This is a genomic window from Psychromicrobium lacuslunae (genome assembly GCF_000950575.1).
GTDB classification, from domain to species: Bacteria; Actinomycetota; Actinomycetes; order Actinomycetales; family Micrococcaceae; genus Renibacterium; species Renibacterium lacuslunae.
Map to the genome: position 1 here is coordinate 461,829 of NZ_CP011005.1, position 16,317 is coordinate 478,145.

Annotated in this window: 12 protein-coding genes and 3 rRNA genes; 11 read left to right on the plus strand and 4 right to left on the minus strand. The window is 56.1% G+C overall.

From position 1 onward, the window contains the following. Nucleotides 1–39: 39 nt before the first annotated feature. On the minus strand, nucleotides 40–306 hold the full coding sequence (locus UM93_RS17795; protein WP_162183371.1) for a hypothetical protein: 267 nt from the start codon (nucleotides 304–306) through the stop codon (nucleotides 40–42). A 36-nt stretch (nucleotides 307–342) separates the two neighbouring features. Here UM93_RS17795 and UM93_RS02160 point away from each other — a divergent pair, with 36 nt between their 5' ends. After that, complete coding sequence (locus UM93_RS02160) at nucleotides 343–996, plus strand: DNA-3-methyladenine glycosylase (protein WP_045073387.1); 654 nt, start codon at nucleotides 343–345, stop codon at nucleotides 994–996. Nucleotides 997–1,120: 124 nt separating this feature from the next. Here the strand turns inward: UM93_RS02160 and UM93_RS02165 are convergent, their stop codons facing one another. Then, complete coding sequence (locus UM93_RS02165; protein WP_045073389.1) at nucleotides 1,121–1,360, minus strand: hypothetical protein; 240 nt, start codon at nucleotides 1,358–1,360, stop codon at nucleotides 1,121–1,123. A 150-nt stretch (nucleotides 1,361–1,510) separates the two neighbouring features. Here UM93_RS02165 and UM93_RS02170 point away from each other — a divergent pair, with 150 nt between their 5' ends. The 8 genes from UM93_RS02170 to rrf all read left to right on the plus strand — a co-directional run bounded on the left by UM93_RS02170 (nucleotide 1,511) and on the right by rrf (nucleotide 12,751). Next, a complete protein-coding gene (locus UM93_RS02170) occupies nucleotides 1,511–1,900 on the plus strand; it encodes a hypothetical protein (protein ID WP_045073391.1) in 390 nt (129 codons plus the stop codon). Beyond that, nucleotides 1,900–2,316, plus strand: a complete 417-nt coding sequence (locus UM93_RS02175) for a hypothetical protein (RefSeq protein WP_045073392.1) — start codon at nucleotides 1,900–1,902, stop codon at nucleotides 2,314–2,316. The genes UM93_RS02170 and UM93_RS02175 overlap by 1 nt, the downstream gene beginning before the upstream one ends. 1 nt (nucleotide 2,317) lies before the next feature. After that, nucleotides 2,318–2,848: an adenine phosphoribosyltransferase gene (locus UM93_RS02180; protein WP_045073394.1), complete on the plus strand. Its 531-nt coding sequence runs from the start codon at nucleotides 2,318–2,320 to the stop codon at nucleotides 2,846–2,848. Between the two features lie 47 nt (nucleotides 2,849–2,895). Beyond that, nucleotides 2,896–5,169 (plus strand): HelD family protein, encoded by a 2,274-nt coding sequence (locus tag UM93_RS02185; protein WP_045073395.1) that lies wholly within the window; start codon nucleotides 2,896–2,898, stop codon nucleotides 5,167–5,169. A gap of 62 nt (nucleotides 5,170–5,231) precedes the next feature. Continuing rightward, the gene (tyrS, locus tag UM93_RS02190) at nucleotides 5,232–6,554 is read left to right on the plus strand and encodes a tyrosine--tRNA ligase (protein WP_324606743.1); all 1,323 of its coding nucleotides are present in this window, start codon (nucleotides 5,232–5,234) and stop codon (nucleotides 6,552–6,554) included. 609 nt (nucleotides 6,555–7,163) lie between these two features. Further along, nucleotides 7,164–8,699 (plus strand): 16S ribosomal RNA (locus UM93_RS02195). 582 nt (nucleotides 8,700–9,281) lie between these two features. Continuing rightward, nucleotides 9,282–12,409, plus strand: a 23S ribosomal RNA gene (locus UM93_RS02205). A gap of 225 nt (nucleotides 12,410–12,634) precedes the next feature. Further along, nucleotides 12,635–12,751, plus strand: a 5S ribosomal RNA gene (rrf, locus tag UM93_RS02210). Together the 16S, 23S and 5S rRNA genes form the textbook arrangement of a ribosomal RNA operon. 266 nt (nucleotides 12,752–13,017) lie before the next feature. On the opposite strand, the gene UM93_RS17615 is transcribed toward rrf, so the two are convergent. Next, nucleotides 13,018–13,158, minus strand: coding sequence for a hypothetical protein (locus UM93_RS17615; protein WP_157874072.1), 141 nt, complete (start codon nucleotides 13,156–13,158; stop codon nucleotides 13,018–13,020). 9 nt (nucleotides 13,159–13,167) lie between these two features. Continuing rightward, nucleotides 13,168–13,887: a hypothetical protein gene (locus tag UM93_RS16970; RefSeq protein ID WP_052663530.1), complete on the minus strand. Its 720-nt coding sequence runs from the start codon at nucleotides 13,885–13,887 to the stop codon at nucleotides 13,168–13,170. Between the two features lie 174 nt (nucleotides 13,888–14,061). Between UM93_RS16970 and UM93_RS02220 the strand changes: the two genes are divergently transcribed. Both UM93_RS02220 and UM93_RS02225 read left to right on the plus strand, forming a co-directional pair. Beyond that, nucleotides 14,062–14,811, plus strand: a complete 750-nt coding sequence (locus UM93_RS02220) for a response regulator transcription factor (RefSeq protein ID WP_045073397.1) — start codon at nucleotides 14,062–14,064, stop codon at nucleotides 14,809–14,811. Further along, on the plus strand, nucleotides 14,808–16,310 hold the full coding sequence (locus UM93_RS02225) for a sensor histidine kinase (RefSeq protein WP_045073398.1): 1,503 nt from the start codon (nucleotides 14,808–14,810) through the stop codon (nucleotides 16,308–16,310). The genes UM93_RS02220 and UM93_RS02225 overlap by 4 nt, the downstream gene beginning before the upstream one ends. Nucleotides 16,311–16,317 lie beyond the last annotated feature (7 nt).

Below are 16,317 nucleotides of genomic sequence, written 5' to 3' on the forward strand. Positions count from 1 at the left end.
CAATGCATAGCGTATATAAGGAGGCGATCCAAAAAAATTTCATGCTGATTCAGCCATTTTGTGATACATCCGCCGGGTAGCGATGAAACTTTGAATAAAAAAAGCTATTCCCAGCAGCGCCAAAGTAAGAGATGTCCAACGATGAAATAGCGCAAAAATAACTGCGAGCACGGCTAACAAAATCGCGGACAATATAATGCCGAGTGGATAGGGATAATTCACCAATCCAGCATACCGCTTGGTAACACCAAGAAATCGACGTGACTGCGACGGGTCCTGCATAATTGGCTGCAGATGAACGGCCATGAGACGAGGTCGGTGATGGCCAAAAGGAGCGAACGAGTGAGTTTAGAGCAGCAGGATTTCCGGCAAGGATTTCTGCCGGATGCCTTGACCGTGGCCCCTCGCTTACTAGGGGGCATGCTTCGGGTGGATACCGAAGCAGGTGCAGTGGCAATTATGCTGACCGAGGTGGAGGCTTATCTGGGACCGCATGATTCGGCGTCCCCTGACCCTGGCTCACATTCCTTTAGGGGTATCACCCCGCGCAGCAAAATCATGTTTGGTGAACCCGCTCACCTTTATGTATATCTTTCCTACGGAGTTCATCACTGCATCAACATTGTCTGCGGTCCACTGGGTGAGGCTTCAGCCGTGCTACTGCGCGCCGGCAAAGTGCTGGAGGGCATCGAGCTGGCGAAGGCGCGAAGAGGAAATGTTTCCAATAATCAGCTAGCTCGTGGTCCCGGCAGTTTAACCAAAGCGCTCGGACTCAACCTCGGTAATAATGGGGCTGAAATTTCGGATCTTCCCGGAGCCCCCATTGAGTTTCAGTTTTCTCAGAAAACCCTACCGAGTGTTTCGGGCCCACGCGTCGGAGTTTCCGGGCTCGGTGGCAGTTCCGATTACCCCTGGCGCTTCTGGCTGCCGGAGGAGCCCAGCGTTAGCCAATATCGCCCAGGCAAACCGCTCAAAGGGAAAATTAAAGCGAAATAACAGCGAAATAAGTGGAAGCGCCTGAACGCCTTGTCAAATAGCCGTTATGGGCAGGAAAAATCTTAAATTAATGGTGCCTCGGAAGAAGACATCCGAGGCACCATCGTGAGTCATTAATGAATGACTAGGGGCAGCGCGGGGTGCTGACCCAGACCTTGATCGAGGAATCCCGAGCCGGGCAGACCCACTGTGAATGTGAGGGATCGGTTGCTCCGCACATCGGGGTGGCCTCGGCGGACTGCGAGGTCGAAAGCGGTTCAGAGCCGCAGACCACTGCGGCTTGTGCGGGGCCGCTGGCAAAGAGTGCCAGACCCAAAAGTGAAACACCGGCACCCAAAGAAGCCAGCTTCTTCAATGTTTTCATTTGTTTTCCTTTCAACGTGCTAATAGCTAATCAGCCACTTGCCCATCACGGTAGCGTAGCCCAGCGGAAATGACTAGGCTTGGTGGCGTTGAGTTGCGGGTTACGCGGCTATTTGGACGGTGCAATTAAGGGCGTATGGAAGGGGGACACATGACCCAGCTGCCTTATCAATACGGTACAAATCAACTGCAAACGGGGGCAGGGTTGCCGGGGCGCAACGGCTGGGGAGTGACCGGGCTCATTGCGGCAATTCTGGCCGCCGCCCTGGTGCTTCTAATGGCGGTGTTAAGCCCCTACTGGTTCGTACTGCAACGGCAGCTAGATCTTCCCATCCAAGCCGTCTATGTCGTCACCAGAGTGACGGATTGGCTGAAATTAGTTATTGCCGCAGTGGCCGTCTTACTGAGCGTTATCGGGCTGCTGCAAAAGCGGTTGCCGAAACGTGCCGCAGCGGCAGGCTTAGGCCTGGGTGGTGTGATCGTTGCTGGCTTCTTGACTTCCCAGCTTGGTCACCTGATTTTGTCATTGGGAGGCCTCTAATGACCGCTCCGCCGCCCTGGCATCCGGCCAACGTTGCTCAACCTGGTCAGGCGATACACGGTCAGACCGCGAATGAACAGGCCTTGGGCCTCGAACAGCTCGCCAGGTTACGTCGCAGTGCCTTTCTCGCCCTCTGGTTCGGCATTGCCGGCTTTGCCTTATCAGTGGTGCAAACCGCACTGGTTTACACCACTTTACTTAAAGACCCATCGGAGTTTGGGCTATGGAGATTCTTCTTCTACCCCCTTGAGCTATTACTTTTTGGCATTTCCTTAGGGTTTTCCATTGGCCCCTTCAAAGCCCGCAGCCGATACAGTGCGTTAGCTGCAGCGGTACTCGCAGCAGCTAGCTTTAATCTGGGCTTGGCAGCGATACCACTAATAAATTTGGGTATTTCCTGGTTAGGACATTTATAACGTGGCCGAATCGCTCGAGGACCTTTTACAACGACTATGCGCGGTAGTCCCGGATTATCCAGAACCCGGTGTTACTTTCCGTGATCTGACCCCGGTCTTTGCCGACGGGGCTGCTCTTCGGCAAGTGGTCGATGCGCTGATCGAACCATTTGCCGGCCAGTTCGATGCGGTGGCCGGGGTTGAAGCGCGTGGCTTCTTGCTCGCGGCCGCTGCTGGTTACGCCAGCGGAACCGGAGTGATCACGGTGCGCAAGGCCGGCAAACTGCCACGAGCTGTCTACCACGAGGAGTATCAACTCGAGTACGGCAGCGCAGCACTTGAACTGCACCGCGACGAATTACCGGAGGGCAGCCGGGTGCTGATCCTTGACGATGTGCTCGCCACCGGCGGCACTCTCGCCGCCGCCTCAAAGCTTTTTGCGGATGCCCGGGTAGAAGTGGTTGGCTATGGAGTGGTTTTAGAACTTGTTCAGTTACATGGTCGTGCGGCGCTGGCCGGTCATCGGGTCAGATCTTTGCTTCGGTTGAGCTAAGCCGCAGGGTGTAGAATTGACGGTCTGCTGGCTGAAAGGATGGCCCAATGCTTGAGGCCGAATCAACGCATCACAACCCCGGAACAGGCCACGAAGAGCTGGACCACGAGCGGGAATACGTCGCGGGACTCTACGCCCGGCTTGATGAACTACGCGCTGAGAAAGTCGAGCAGCTCGCTGAGGTGCGACGAACCACGGCGATGGGTTCCCACCAGAACCGTTCGGAACGCGATGCCTTTGCCACGCTCTACGAGGACCGGCTGGCGCAACTTAACGCGGTAGATGATCGCTTGGTTTTCGGGCGCCTGGATTTGGACCAAGGCGAACAACGCTATATTGGCAGAATTGGTCTCTCCACCGAGGATCTGCGGCAGTTGATGGTTGATTGGCGAGCCCCGGAGGCTGGCACCTTCTATCAAGCCACCGCCTTCGAGCGGCAAGGGGTGCGACGTCGTAGGCACTTGATCTTGCAGCGCCGAGAGGTGAAAGCCATCGAGGACGATGTGCTTGACCCCAGCCTGCTGACCGAAGGCGAATCGTTGCAGGGCGAAGGGGCCTTATTGGCAGCGCTGAACTCCAAGCGCACCGGCAAGATGAGCGATATTGTCGGCACCATTCAGGCCGAGCAGGACCGGATTATTAGATCGGAATTGCCCGGAGCAATGGTGGTTCAGGGTGGTCCCGGCACCGGCAAGACTGCGGTGGCCCTGCACCGGGCAGCGTACTTGCTTTACACGCATCGAGATCGACTCCGCTCAGCGGGGGTTTTGTTGGTTGGTCCGTCCTCCTCTTTTATGACCTATATCGAAAGAGTGCTGCCTTCACTCGGTGAGACCGGAGTGGTCATGGCGAGCCTTGGTCGGTTAATGCCTGGTATTAACGCGGTGCTTGAAGAGGACCCTCGGGTGGCCGAAATTAAGGGGCGGTCGCTGATGGCGCAGGTCATCTCCAAAGCGGTAGCTAACCGACAACGGATTCCGGCAGAGGATCGGGTACTCGATATTGAGGGTCAGAAAATTATCCTGACGCCGAAGCAGGTCCGCCGGGCCAGGGATAAGGCACGTGCCACCGGGAAGCCGCATAATGAGGCGCGGCTGACGTTTGTGAAGATTCTGCTCCGTGAGCTAACCGAACAGCTCACCGAAAAGGTCGAGTCCGCTTCGATCGGTAATAACGCGGATCGTAGCTACCTCGCTGAAGACGTGCGCTCCTCACGAGATGTCCGGGTTGCCCTGAACTTAGCTTGGATGCCGATGAGTCCGGAAAAACTGGTCAGCGAGCTCTTCGCTAAGCCGGTGTTATTGGCGGCCGCTGCCCCTGAACTCACTGATGCCGAGCGAGAGCTGCTATTCCGCCAGGTCGACTCGCCGTGGACCGAAGCCGACGTGCCGTTGCTCGATGAAGCAGCCGAATTGCTCGGTGAGTCCGATCCGAGCGGGGGCCGGGAAGCCGCTGCCCGCGAGGCGGATCGGCGTCGGGATCTGGCTAATGCGGAACGTACCTTGCAAAACGTGCAGCAATCGCTTGAAGACTCCGGCGTTGACGGTGTACTCAGCGCCGAGGAGCTGGCAGCCCATAATGCCGTCCAAGAGGAGGAGTTCAGCACCGCGGAACGCGCGCTTTCTGATCGAACCTGGGCGTTCGGCCATGTGGTGATCGATGAAGCTCAGGAACTCTCGGCAATGCAATGGCGGCTCTTGGTACGTCGTTGTCCGATCAAGTCCTTCACCATTGTGGGAGATATTGCGCAGACCTCGGCAGCCGCTGGCGCAAGCTCGTGGCAGCAGGCCCTGAGCCCGCACTTCGGTGATCGTTGGCGGCTTGAGGAACTCAGCGTCAATTACCGAACTCCAGCCCAGATCGCCGACGCCGCAGCCCGGATGGCAAACGCTGCGGGTCAGGTGGTTTCGGCACCGAAAGCGGTTCGGGAGGGTCGTTGGTCGCCGATTATCGATCGGGTCGCCGAGCCAACCGAGACCTTAGGCACCCTGCGCCGGGTGCTGCCCGACGAACTCTCAGCTGTCGATGGCGGCTTGCTTGCGGTGATAGCCGCACCGGCTCGGCTTGCCGAGATCACTGCGGGGTTACGGGAAGACTTCCCGGGGCGAGTTGGCCACGGCGCTGGCTCGCTTGAGCAGGACATCGTGGTGATCGACCCGCACGATGCGAAAGGCTTGGAGTTCGACGGCGTGGTGATCATTGAACCTGCCGAGCTGGTGAAAACCAGCCGGGTTGGTGACCTGTATGTGTCAATGACCCGACCCACGCAGCGTTTACGGTTGATCAGCAGTACGGATTTGCCGGCCGGTATCGAGGCCTAGGGTCAGCCAGTGGCCGGGGTGTGAGCTGCCATTTCAAGCCGTAATGCTGCTACCGTTGAGCTGTGTCAAACGCAATAGATATCGATAATCAACAGGCCCAGCAGAATGATGTGAGCTTTGCCAATGTCTGGCAGGAACTGCTCTGGCGTGGCCTGATCCAGGTATCAACCGATCAAGGCGAGCTGGAAAAAGCCTTGAGCGAAGAGACGGTGACGTACTATTGCGGTTTTGACCCGACGGCGCCCAGCTTGCATCTAGGACACCTGGTCCAACTGTTACTCATGCGTCGTTTGCAGTTAGCCGGCCATAAGCCACTGGCCTTGGTCGGCGGCTCTACCGGCTTGATCGGTGATCCACGTCCGACCACTGAGCGATCCATGCAAACCAAGGAGCAGGTGGCCGAGTGGGTGGCCGATATCCAGGCCCAGGTGCAGCCCTTCCTTTCTTTCGAGGGCGATAACGCCGCCCGGATGGTCAATAATCTGGATTGGACGGCGCCGCTGAGTGCCATCGATTTCCTCCGCGAGATCGGGAAGCACTACCGGGTTGGCACCATGATCAAAAAGGACATTGTCGCCTCACGGCTGAATTCCGATGAAGGTATTTCCTACGCGGAGTTCAGCTACCAGATCTTGCAGGGACTCGACTTCCTCGAGCTCAACCGGCAATACGGTTGTACCCTGCAGTCGGGTGGTTCGGACCAGTGGGGTAACCTCACCTCCGGAACTGAACTTATTCGCAAGGCCGAGGGCAAATCGGTGCACGCTATTGGTACGCCGCTGATCACAAATTCAGACGGTACCAAGTTTGGTAAGAGCGAGGGGAACGCCATTTGGCTCAACCCGGAGATGACCAGCCCTTATGAGTTCTACCAATTCTGGTTGAACACTGCGGATGCGGATGTCGTTGAGCGATTGAAGATTTTCACCTTCCGCTCGCGGGCCGAGATCGCCGAGCTGGAATTGGCCACTGCTGAGCGGCCGCACGAACGTGCCGCTCAGAAAGCCTTGGCCTGGGACGTGAACTCGTTAGTGCACGGAGTCGACGCCACCCAAAAGGTGATTGCCGCTTCGGCGGCGATCTTCGGTAATGGTGAACTTTCGGAACTCGACGAGGCCACCCTGAGTGCGGCCACCGCCGAGTTGCCGCGAGCCACCGTGTCAGCTGATGGGCTAGGCATCGTAGAGCTATTGGTGGCCGCTGGCCTCTCAGAAAGTAATTCCGCCGCGCGTCGAACTGTGACCGAGGGTGGTGCCTACGTCAATAACCGCAAAGTGGCAGATCTGGAAAGTGTGATCGAGACCACCGAGCTACTGCACGGGCGTTACCTCTTATTGCGCCGCGGGAAGCGCACTATGGCAATGGTTGAAGTCCAAGACAGCTAACCAGCGTTCAGGCTCGACTTGCTTGATTTCTAGCTGCCGACGGCGGCCCCCGCAATGATTTGCGGGTGGTCGCCGTCGGGCTTTAAAGCGGTTTTTCAGCGCTGATCGATGACGATTTGCACGAGCGCGAAGTGCCGTGTAATGTTTTCTGAGTCGCCCGCTGAGGGGCAAGATTACGACGGTCTGGAACATGGCCGGGTAAGCTGCCGGAGCGGGGGCCAAACCCCTACTAATTAGAGTTGCGATTCTGTCTGTGCCATTACGGCTAAAAGCAGAAAAGCTTCAATTTTTTGTGGGGTCATTCATGAATTTTTGATGAATTCGCCGCTGTGTTTAGATTTCTAGAAGATGGCGCGGATTTGACAAGAAAGAAATGAATGAAATAAGCTAGTAACAACGCAGCAAGGAAAACTAAAGAAAAGAAAGTAATTAAATTGCTTTCAAAAGTATTTAGAGAATTACTTGAATGCGCCTGTTGTTTGAGAACTCAATAGTGTGTTTTGTTTTTTGTTGATACCAATGTTTTTTGTTTTTGGTATTTGCTCGCTGATGCTGCGCCCCTGTGTGGTGTTGGTGGGTTGATGCTGGGAATCATTTTTTGTAATGAATTTTACGGAGAGTTTGATCCTGGCTCAGGATGAACGCTGGCGGCGTGCTTAACACATGCAAGTCGAACGATGAAGCGGTGCTTGCACCGTGGATTAGTGGCGAACGGGTGAGTAACACGTGAGTAACCTGCCCTTGACTTCGGGATAAGCCTGGGAAACTGGGTCTAATACTGGATATGACCTTTCACCGCATGGTGTGTGGGTGGAAAGATTTTTTGGTTTTGGATGGACTCGCGGCCTATCAGCTTGTCGGTGGGGTAATGGCCTACCGAGGCGACGACGGGTAGCCGGCCTGAGAGGGTGACCGGCCACACTGGGACTGAGACACGGCCCAGACTCCTACGGGAGGCAGCAGTGGGGAATATTGCACAATGGGCGAAAGCCTGATGCAGCGACGCCGCGTGAGGGATGACGGCCTTCGGGTTGTAAACCTCTTTCAGTAGGGAACAAGGCATCATTTTTGTGGTGTTGAGGGTACTTGCAGAAGAAGCACCGGCTAACTACGTGCCAGCAGCCGCGGTAATACGTAGGGTGCAAGCGTTATCCGGAATTATTGGGCGTAAAGAGCTCGTAGGCGGTTTGTCGCGTCTGTCGTGAAAGTCCGGGGCTCAACTCCGGATCTGCGGTGGGTACGGGCAGACTAGAGTGATGTAGGGGAGACTGGAATTCCTGGTGTAGCGGTGGAATGCGCAGATATCAGGAGGAACACCGATGGCGAAGGCAGGTCTCTGGGCATTAACTGACGCTGAGGAGCGAAAGCATGGGGAGCGAACAGGATTAGATACCCTGGTAGTCCATGCCGTAAACGTTGGGCACTAGGTGTGGGGGACATTCCACGTTCTCCGCGCCGTAGCTAACGCATTAAGTGCCCCGCCTGGGGAGTACGGCCGCAAGGCTAAAACTCAAAGGAATTGACGGGGGCCCGCACAAGCGGCGGAGCATGCGGATTAATTCGATGCAACGCGAAGAACCTTACCAAGGCTTGACATCAACTAGTAAGACTCAGAGATGGGTCCCCCACTTGTGGCTGGTTGACAGGTGGTGCATGGTTGTCGTCAGCTCGTGTCGTGAGATGTTGGGTTAAGTCCCGCAACGAGCGCAACCCTCGTTCTATGTTGCCAGCACGTTATGGTGGGGACTCATAGGAGACTGCCGGGGTCAACTCGGAGGAAGGTGGGGATGACGTCAAATCATCATGCCCCTTATGTCTTGGGCTTCACGCATGCTACAATGGCCGGTACAAAGGGTTGCGATACTGTGAGGTGGAGCTAATCCCAAAAAGCCGGTCTCAGTTCGGATTGGGGTCTGCAACTCGACCCCATGAAGTTGGAGTCGCTAGTAATCGCAGATCAGCAACGCTGCGGTGAATACGTTCCCGGGCCTTGTACACACCGCCCGTCAAGTCACGAAAGTTGGTAACACCCGAAGCCGGTGGCCTAACCCTTTTGGGAGGGAGCCGTCGAAGGTGGGATTGGCGATTGGGACTAAGTCGTAACAAGGTAGCCGTACCGGAAGGTGCGGCTGGATCACCTCCTTTCTAAGGAGCACCGATCATCCAGTTCGTTTCCGCATGGATTCGGGTGTGGGTGTGAGGAGTTAGCCCATTGCGAGAACGATTGTTTCTCGGTGGGTGCTCATGGGTGGAATATCAACAACATGTTGTTTGTGTGAGCGAATGATGTGAATTCTGTCATTGATGTGATGGCTGGGTTTTTGAGTACTGCTTGTTCTTCGGGATGGGCGTGGAAAGAGGGTCTGGTTGTTGCTGGGCGGGGTTGGATGAAACACACTATTGGGGTTCTGAAGCAACAGGGCCTTTCAGATTCTTGTGCTTGTGCCTTTGGGTGTGGGTGTGGGGTTTGAGGGGTTTGTTGTTTTAGTGTTCCTCCCCTTGTCACTGATCACTAGTGATGATCCTTTGGTTCTGGTTTTTGCTGGGGCTGGTGGGGTTGTTGGTGGTGTGTTGTGGGGGGTGGGGTTGTTGTTTGAGAACTGTATAGTGGACGCGAGCATCTTATAGAAGCATGCCCCTTCGCCGCACGTTGATGGTGGTTGATCATTCCTTTTGTGGGGTGGTTGGTTGCCTGAGTGTTTGGGGTGTGTGTTCTGGTTTTTGTGTTTGTAAGTTTTTAAGGGCGCATGGTGGATGCCTTGGCATTAGGAGCCGAAGAAGGACGTAGGAATCTGCGATAAGCCTCGGGGAGTTGATAACCGAACTTTGATCCGAGGATGTCCGAATGGGGAAACCCCGCTGCCTGTTATGGGTAGTGACCCGCAGCTGAACACATAGGCTGTGTGGGGGGAACGTGGGGAAGTGAAACATCTCAGTACCCACAGGAAGAGAAAACAATAGTGATTCCGTTAGTAGTGGCGAGCGAACGCGGATCAGGCTAAACCGTGTCTGTGTGATACCCGGTAGGGGTTGCAGGTACGGGGTTGTGGGACGCATTGTCCTGGTTCTACCGGGCCAGGGGGGTGAGTGTGCAGGTATAGGTGAACGGCTTTGAATGGTCGGCCAGAGAGGGTGGGAGTCCCGTAACTGAAATATTTTGCACCGCTCTATGTGTGTTTCCCAAGTAGCACGGGGCCCGAGAAATCCCGTGTGAATCTGTCAGGACCACCTGATAAGCCTAAATACTTCCTAATGACCGATAGCGGACTAGTACCGTGAGGGAAAGGTGAAAAGTACCCCGGGAGGGGAGTGAAATAGTACCTGAAACCATGTGCTTACAATCCGTCAGAGCTAGCTTGTTCTAGTGATGGCGTGCCTTTTGAAGAATGAGCCTGCGAGTTAGTGCTCAGTGGCGAGGTTAACCCGTGTGGGGCAGCCGTAGCGAAAGCGAGTCTGAATAGGGCGTTTGAGTCGCTGGGTCTAGACCCGAAGCGGAGTGATCTACCCATGGCCAGGTTGAAGCGACGGTAAGACGTCGTGGAGGACCGAACCCACTTCAGTTGAAAATGGAGGGGATGAGCTGTGGGTAGGGGTGAAAGGCCAATCAAACTCCGTGATAGCTGGTTCTCCCCGAAATGCATTTAGGTGCAGCGTTACGTGTTTCTTACTGGAGGTAGAGCTACTGGATGGCTAATGGGCCCTACAAGGTTACTGACGTCAGCCAAACTCCGAATGCCGGTAAGTGAGAGCGTAGCAGTGAGACTGTGGGGGATAAGCTTCATAGTCGAGAGGGAAACAGCCCAGACCACCAACTAAGGCCCCTAAGCGTGTGCTAAGTGGGAAAGGATGTGGGATTGCTCAGACAACCAGGAGGTTGGCTTAGAAGCAGCCACCCTTGAAAGAGTGCGTAATAGCTCACTGGTCAAGTGATTCCGCGCCGACAATGTAGCGGGGCTCAAGTACACCGCCGAAGTTGTGGCATTCATATTAGTGGTAAGCCTTCGTGGTTCAGCCGTATGGATGGGTAGGGGAGCGTCGTGTGGGCAGTGAAGTCGCGGTGTAAACCAGCGGTGGAGCCTACACGAGTGAGAATGCAGGCATGAGTAGCGAATGACGGGTGAGAAACCCGTCCGCCGAATGATCAAGGGTTCCAGGGTCAAGCTAATCTGCCCTGGGTAAGTCGGGACCTAAGGCGAGGCCGACAGGCGTAGTCGATGGACAACGGGTTGATATTCCCGTACCGGCGAAAAACCGCCCAAGCTAATCCAGTGATGTTCATTGCCCGAGCCCGGGCCTGTTACACCCTTCGGGGTGTTTGGTTTCGGGGGAGCGTGGTGTTCTTTGATCTGGTGCGGTTAGCGTATTAACAGGTGTGACGCAGGAAGGTAGCCGAGCCGGGCGATGGTTGTCCCGGTCTAAGCAGGTAGGCCGTTTCCTAGGCAAATCCGGGAAACATGTGGCTGAGACGTGATGGGACCCCCGTAGGGGGGAATTCGGTGATCCTATGCTGCCAAGAAAAGCATCGACGCGAGGTTTTAGCCGCCCGTACCCCAAACCGACACAGGTGATCAGGTAGAGAATACTAAGGCGATCGAGAGAATTATGGTTAAGGAACTCGGCAAAATGCCCCCGTAACTTCGGGAGAAGGGGGGCCCGGACTGTGATGAGGACTTTGCTCCTCGGAGCGGGTAAGGGCCGCAGAGACCAGGGGGAAGCGACTGTTTACTAAAAACACAGGTCCGTGCGAAGTCGCAAGACGATGTATACGGACTGACTCCTGCCCGGTGCTGGAAGGTTAAGAGGACCGGTTAGCTCTTCGGAGCGAAGCTGAGAATTTAAGCCCCAGTAAACGGCGGTGGTAACTATAACCATCCTAAGGTAGCGAAATTCCTTGTCGGGTAAGTTCCGACCTGCACGAATGGAGTAACGACTTCCCCGCTGTCTCAACCATAAACTCGGCGAAATTGCAGTACGAGTAAAGATGCTCGTTACGCGCAGCAGGACGGAAAGACCCCGAGACCTTTACTATAGTTTGGTATTGGTGTTCTAAGTGGTTTGTGTAGGATAGGTGGGAGACTTTGAAGCCATGACGCCAGTTATGGTGGAGTCATCGTTGAAATACCACTCTGATCACTTGGGATTCCTAACTTCGGCCCGTAATCCGGGTCAGGGACAGTGCCTGATGGGTAGTTTAACTGGGGCGGTTGCCTCCTAAAAAGTAACGGAGGCGCCCAAAGGTTCCCTCAGCCTGGTTGGCAATCAGGTTTCGAGTGTAAGTGCACAAGGGAGCTTGACTGTGAGAGAGACATCTCGAGCAGGGACGAAAGTCGGGACTAGTGATCCGGCGGCACATTGTGGAATGGCCGTCGCTCAACGGATAAAAGGTACCTCGGGGATAACAGGCTGATCTTGCCCAAGAGTCCATATCGACGGCATGGTTTGGCACCTCGATGTCGGCTCGTCGCATCCTGGGGCTGGAGTAGGTCCCAAGGGTTGGGCTGTTCGCCCATTAAAGCGGTACGCGAGCTGGGTTTAGAACGTCGTGAGACAGTTCGGTCCCTATCCGCTGCGCGCGCAGGAAATTTGAGAAGAGCTGTCCTTAGTACGAGAGGACCGGGACGGACGAACCTCTGGTATGCCAGTTGTACCGCCAGGTGCACCGCTGGTTAGCTACGTTCGGAAGGGATAACCGCTGAAAGCATCTAAGCGGGAAGCCCACTTCGAGATGAGATTTCCATACACATTTTTGTGTGAGAGGCCCCCAGCTAGACCACTGGGTTGATAGGCCGGATGTGGAAGCGAGGACTAACGACTCGTGAAGCTGACCGGTACTAATAGGCCGATAACCTACAACACACACCAACATCAGTGAATATTATCCTTCAAAAGAATATTCACACCATGATCTGGTAAAAACACCTGCATGCACGCGTCCACTCTACGGTCCCCAACCAACAAACCCACCACACACGGCGGCTACGTTGACACCGGGAACCATATAACTACATACACGCAACACACGTAACACAAAGACTTCCCCACACCCTGGAAAACCCCAGGTGATGTGGCGGAAAAAGAGTTACGGCGGCCATAGCGTGGGAGAAACGCCCGGACCCATACCGAACCCGGAAGCTAAGCCCCACAGCGCCCATGGTACTGCACTCGGAAGGGTGTGGGAGAGTAGGACACCGCCGGACAACCCTTACGTGAAGCCCCCAGAAAAAAGCAACGACGCCAAACCTGGGGGCAACACACTTTAACACCCAAAACACAACCACACGGCCAGGCGCAGGCCACCTCTGTCTAAAAACCCCGCACGACTGCTCAGACATCGTTTGATCTGCTGGTAGGTGACCGCTCCGAGAAGCATAGTGTCCACTGACTCGATTAGATCCATCACTCGGTTCTGAAAGGGACTGCCGAGCACGCTATGGCAAAGTGTCAGGCCACCGACTAACTGACACTAGTCCGGTAACTCGGCTTCCAGCTTGACGGTTTCGATCATGCTCCTGTCCGGGCGTTCGGTCCACCGCTTTGCGGCAAAAGCAGCGGCGATGGGGCGAACCGAGGATCGATTCGCCCCACCGCCGTCGAGATTTCCCAACGAAACTTGCTAATTGCTTACCTTGCTAATGCTTTCGGCGCTATTGCCGGAGGATTCTTTGAGCGCAATGATTCTCACGCTATCGCCGGTGGCAATATCGGCAATCGACCCGCTGCTAGTACCTGAGTTACCTGAGTTTCCACTGTTTTGGGCGCTCCCACTCTGATTAGCCGAGCCCTGCGCAGCTGCTGGAGGTCCGCCCTGCTGAGCTGAGGAGAGGGTTCCCACGGTTGTTGAATCGCTGACTTGGTAGCTCTGGCTCACGCCATCCGCGCTCTTCACAGTGATGGAGGTGGAGCTGACCGCTGTCACCTCGCCGGTCTGCGAGAGCTTTGTCAGGTAGCTACCGTTTTGCTCAACCACGTATTCGCCTCGAATTGAATTTCCCAGCCCGGCGGACATCGCACCGCCCATGCCCTGCCCGCCCATGCCTTGTCCGCCGGGGCCGCCGCCCATCCCCTGACCGCCGGGGCCGCCCTGCGCTTGGCTACTATTCGATGCAGCGGTCGCCGCATAGACCGCGGCGCCGCCTCCGCCGGCCACTAGGACAGCGATACCAGCCGCGGCGAGTCCGCGCTTGAGCGTCCACCCTTTCGAGCTGCGAGTACTGGGCGTGCCCCAGGCCGCGCTGGTGTCTGCCGGGTCGGTCCCGGGCACGGCACTCGGCAGTACTTGAGTGGGATTGGTATTGTTACTGTCCGATTGAGGGAATTCTGGTGTTGTCGACATGGCGTTTTCCTTTGTTCGAGTCACTGATTCTTCGTATCTTCAGCATCAACAGCACTGATAAGTCCTAGCTGTGTGCAATTTCTCGCTATTCTGTGATTAGCGGGCAGACTTGGGCACAGCGTGCGCACAGCTCAGAATTAACTTGGGCGTAATCGGGCGAAGGAGACTGATGGCATGAGATCAGAAACTGACAACGATGCGTTCCTTGAGCGCTTTCGGAATTTATCGCACCCTGACGGCTCTCCGATCCGCGCCTTAGTCGTCGATGACGAACCTAATCTGCTGGATCTGATCAATATTGGCCTGCGAATGGCTGGCTGGACGGTGCGGACCGCGACTGACGGCCCCAGTGCAGTGGCGGCAGCTAAAGAGTTCCGGCCCGACATTATGGTGCTCGATATTATGATGCCGGTCTTTGACGGCTTAGAGGTGCTCAAGCGAGTGCGGGAGTTCCAGCCCGGCGTTTTAGCGGTCTTCCTGACCGCGAAGGACGCAGTAGCCGACCGGGTCCAAGGCCTGGCGCTCGGCGGCGATGATTACGTCACCAAACCGTTCAGCATGGAGGAGCTGGTGCTGCGGCTTTACCGACTGATTAGTCGCTCTGGTATTGCTGATGTTGGTGGCGCTGAGCTGGTGGTCGGGGACCTAGTGCTCAATGAAGACACCCGCGAGGTGCATCGCGCCGGTCGAGACATTAGCCTGACTACCACCCAATTCGAATTGTTGCGCTATCTGATGGAGAACGCCCGCACCGTGGTCAGCAAGAATCAGATTCTCGACCAGGTCTGGAAATCAGATTTCGGCGGACACGCTAATATTGTCGAACTTTACATCTCGTATCTGCGCAAAAAGATCGATGCCGATCTGCCGCCGCTCATTCACACCGTGCGTGGTGCCGGTTATGTGCTCAAAGCGGCCACGTGAATTCTCTCTCCGGTGCGACTCCAACGCCCCGGCGGCCTCGCCGCTTCAAACGACTCAGGTTGCGGACCAAGCTCATCCTTGGTTCGCTGCTACTGCTCGCCTCGCTGGGCACCGGAATGGGATTCGCTAGCTATTTTTCGATGGATTCCTATCTGACCAGTCAATTAGATGATCAGTTGCAACGCTCTGCTTTTGGTGCGGCTAATTTCATCAAAATGAGACCACCGCAGAATCCCAACGGTAGCCCGCCCAATCCCTTGGACGCCCCAGGGCAAGGGGAGGGGATTCTGAGCGCCCGCATCATCAATGGCAGTTTGGACGCCAAAGGCGGTTGGGTAGACCCGGTAAGCAGAGCACAACATAGCTTCGACGAGGCCGATGTGCCAATACTCAAAGCCCTTACTCCGGGGGCTGCGGCAGCGAACTACACAATGTCAATGGGAGAATACCGCCTATTGGCGATCAAAGCAGCTGATGGCAGCACGGTGATCGCGGGCCTGCCGCTGACTGCCCGCAATAACACCCTGTCCTCGCTGCGCGTTATCTTGATCTTTGTCGCGCTGTGCACTCTGGCGCTCAGCGGCGTCATCGGCACCCTGTTGATTCGGCGAAGTCTGAGACCACTTGAGCACGTTTCGGCGGTGGCGAACGGGGTGGCCAGTATGCCGCTTGACGCCGGTCAGGTGGCGCTGGTGGATCGGGTTGATCCCAGCGATAACGAGACCGAAGTGGGTCGGGTAGGGTACGCGCTCAATCGGATGCTGGATAACGTAGCCGGCGCCTTAGCCGCACGGCATCTCAGCGAACTCAAAGTACGCCAGTTCGTTGCCGACGCCAGCCACGAACTGCGCACACCATTGACCTCAATCCAGGGCTATTCCGAATTGGTGGCGCGCACCGAACAGCTCAGCGAAGCCGGACAAGAGTCCTTGCAGCGAGTCCGTTCGCAGGCCGCCCGAATGTCAGGGCTGGTCGACGATCTGCTATTGCTGGCCCGCTACGATGAGTCTCGCGAAGTAGAAATGGCCGAGGTAGATCTGACCCAATTGCTGATCGAGACGGTCAGCGATATGCAAATCAGCGATGTCGCGGCGAATAATGATGCGGTGCACCACTGGGAGATCAAAGTTCCCGATGAACCGGTGCTGGTGCAAGGGGATGAGAGCCAGTTGCATCGGGTGCTCATGAATTTGTTGTCAAATGCCCGCAAGCACACGGACCCCGGCACCGAGGTTGTCGCTGGACTGAGCCGATCCGCCGACGGCAGCGCGATTGTCACGGTCACCGACAATGGTGCGGGGATTGACGCCGATTTCCTACCCGAAATCTTTTCCAGATTCGCCCGTGCCGACGCTGCCCGTTCTGGCACCGACGGCACCAGTGGGCTCGGTCTGCCCATTGTCAAAGCCATTGTCGAGGCGCATGGTGGCAAGGTCCAGGTTACTTCAGTACCGGGCCGGACCGAGTTCCTGATTCGCTTACCCGGCGACTCGAAGTAACCCACAG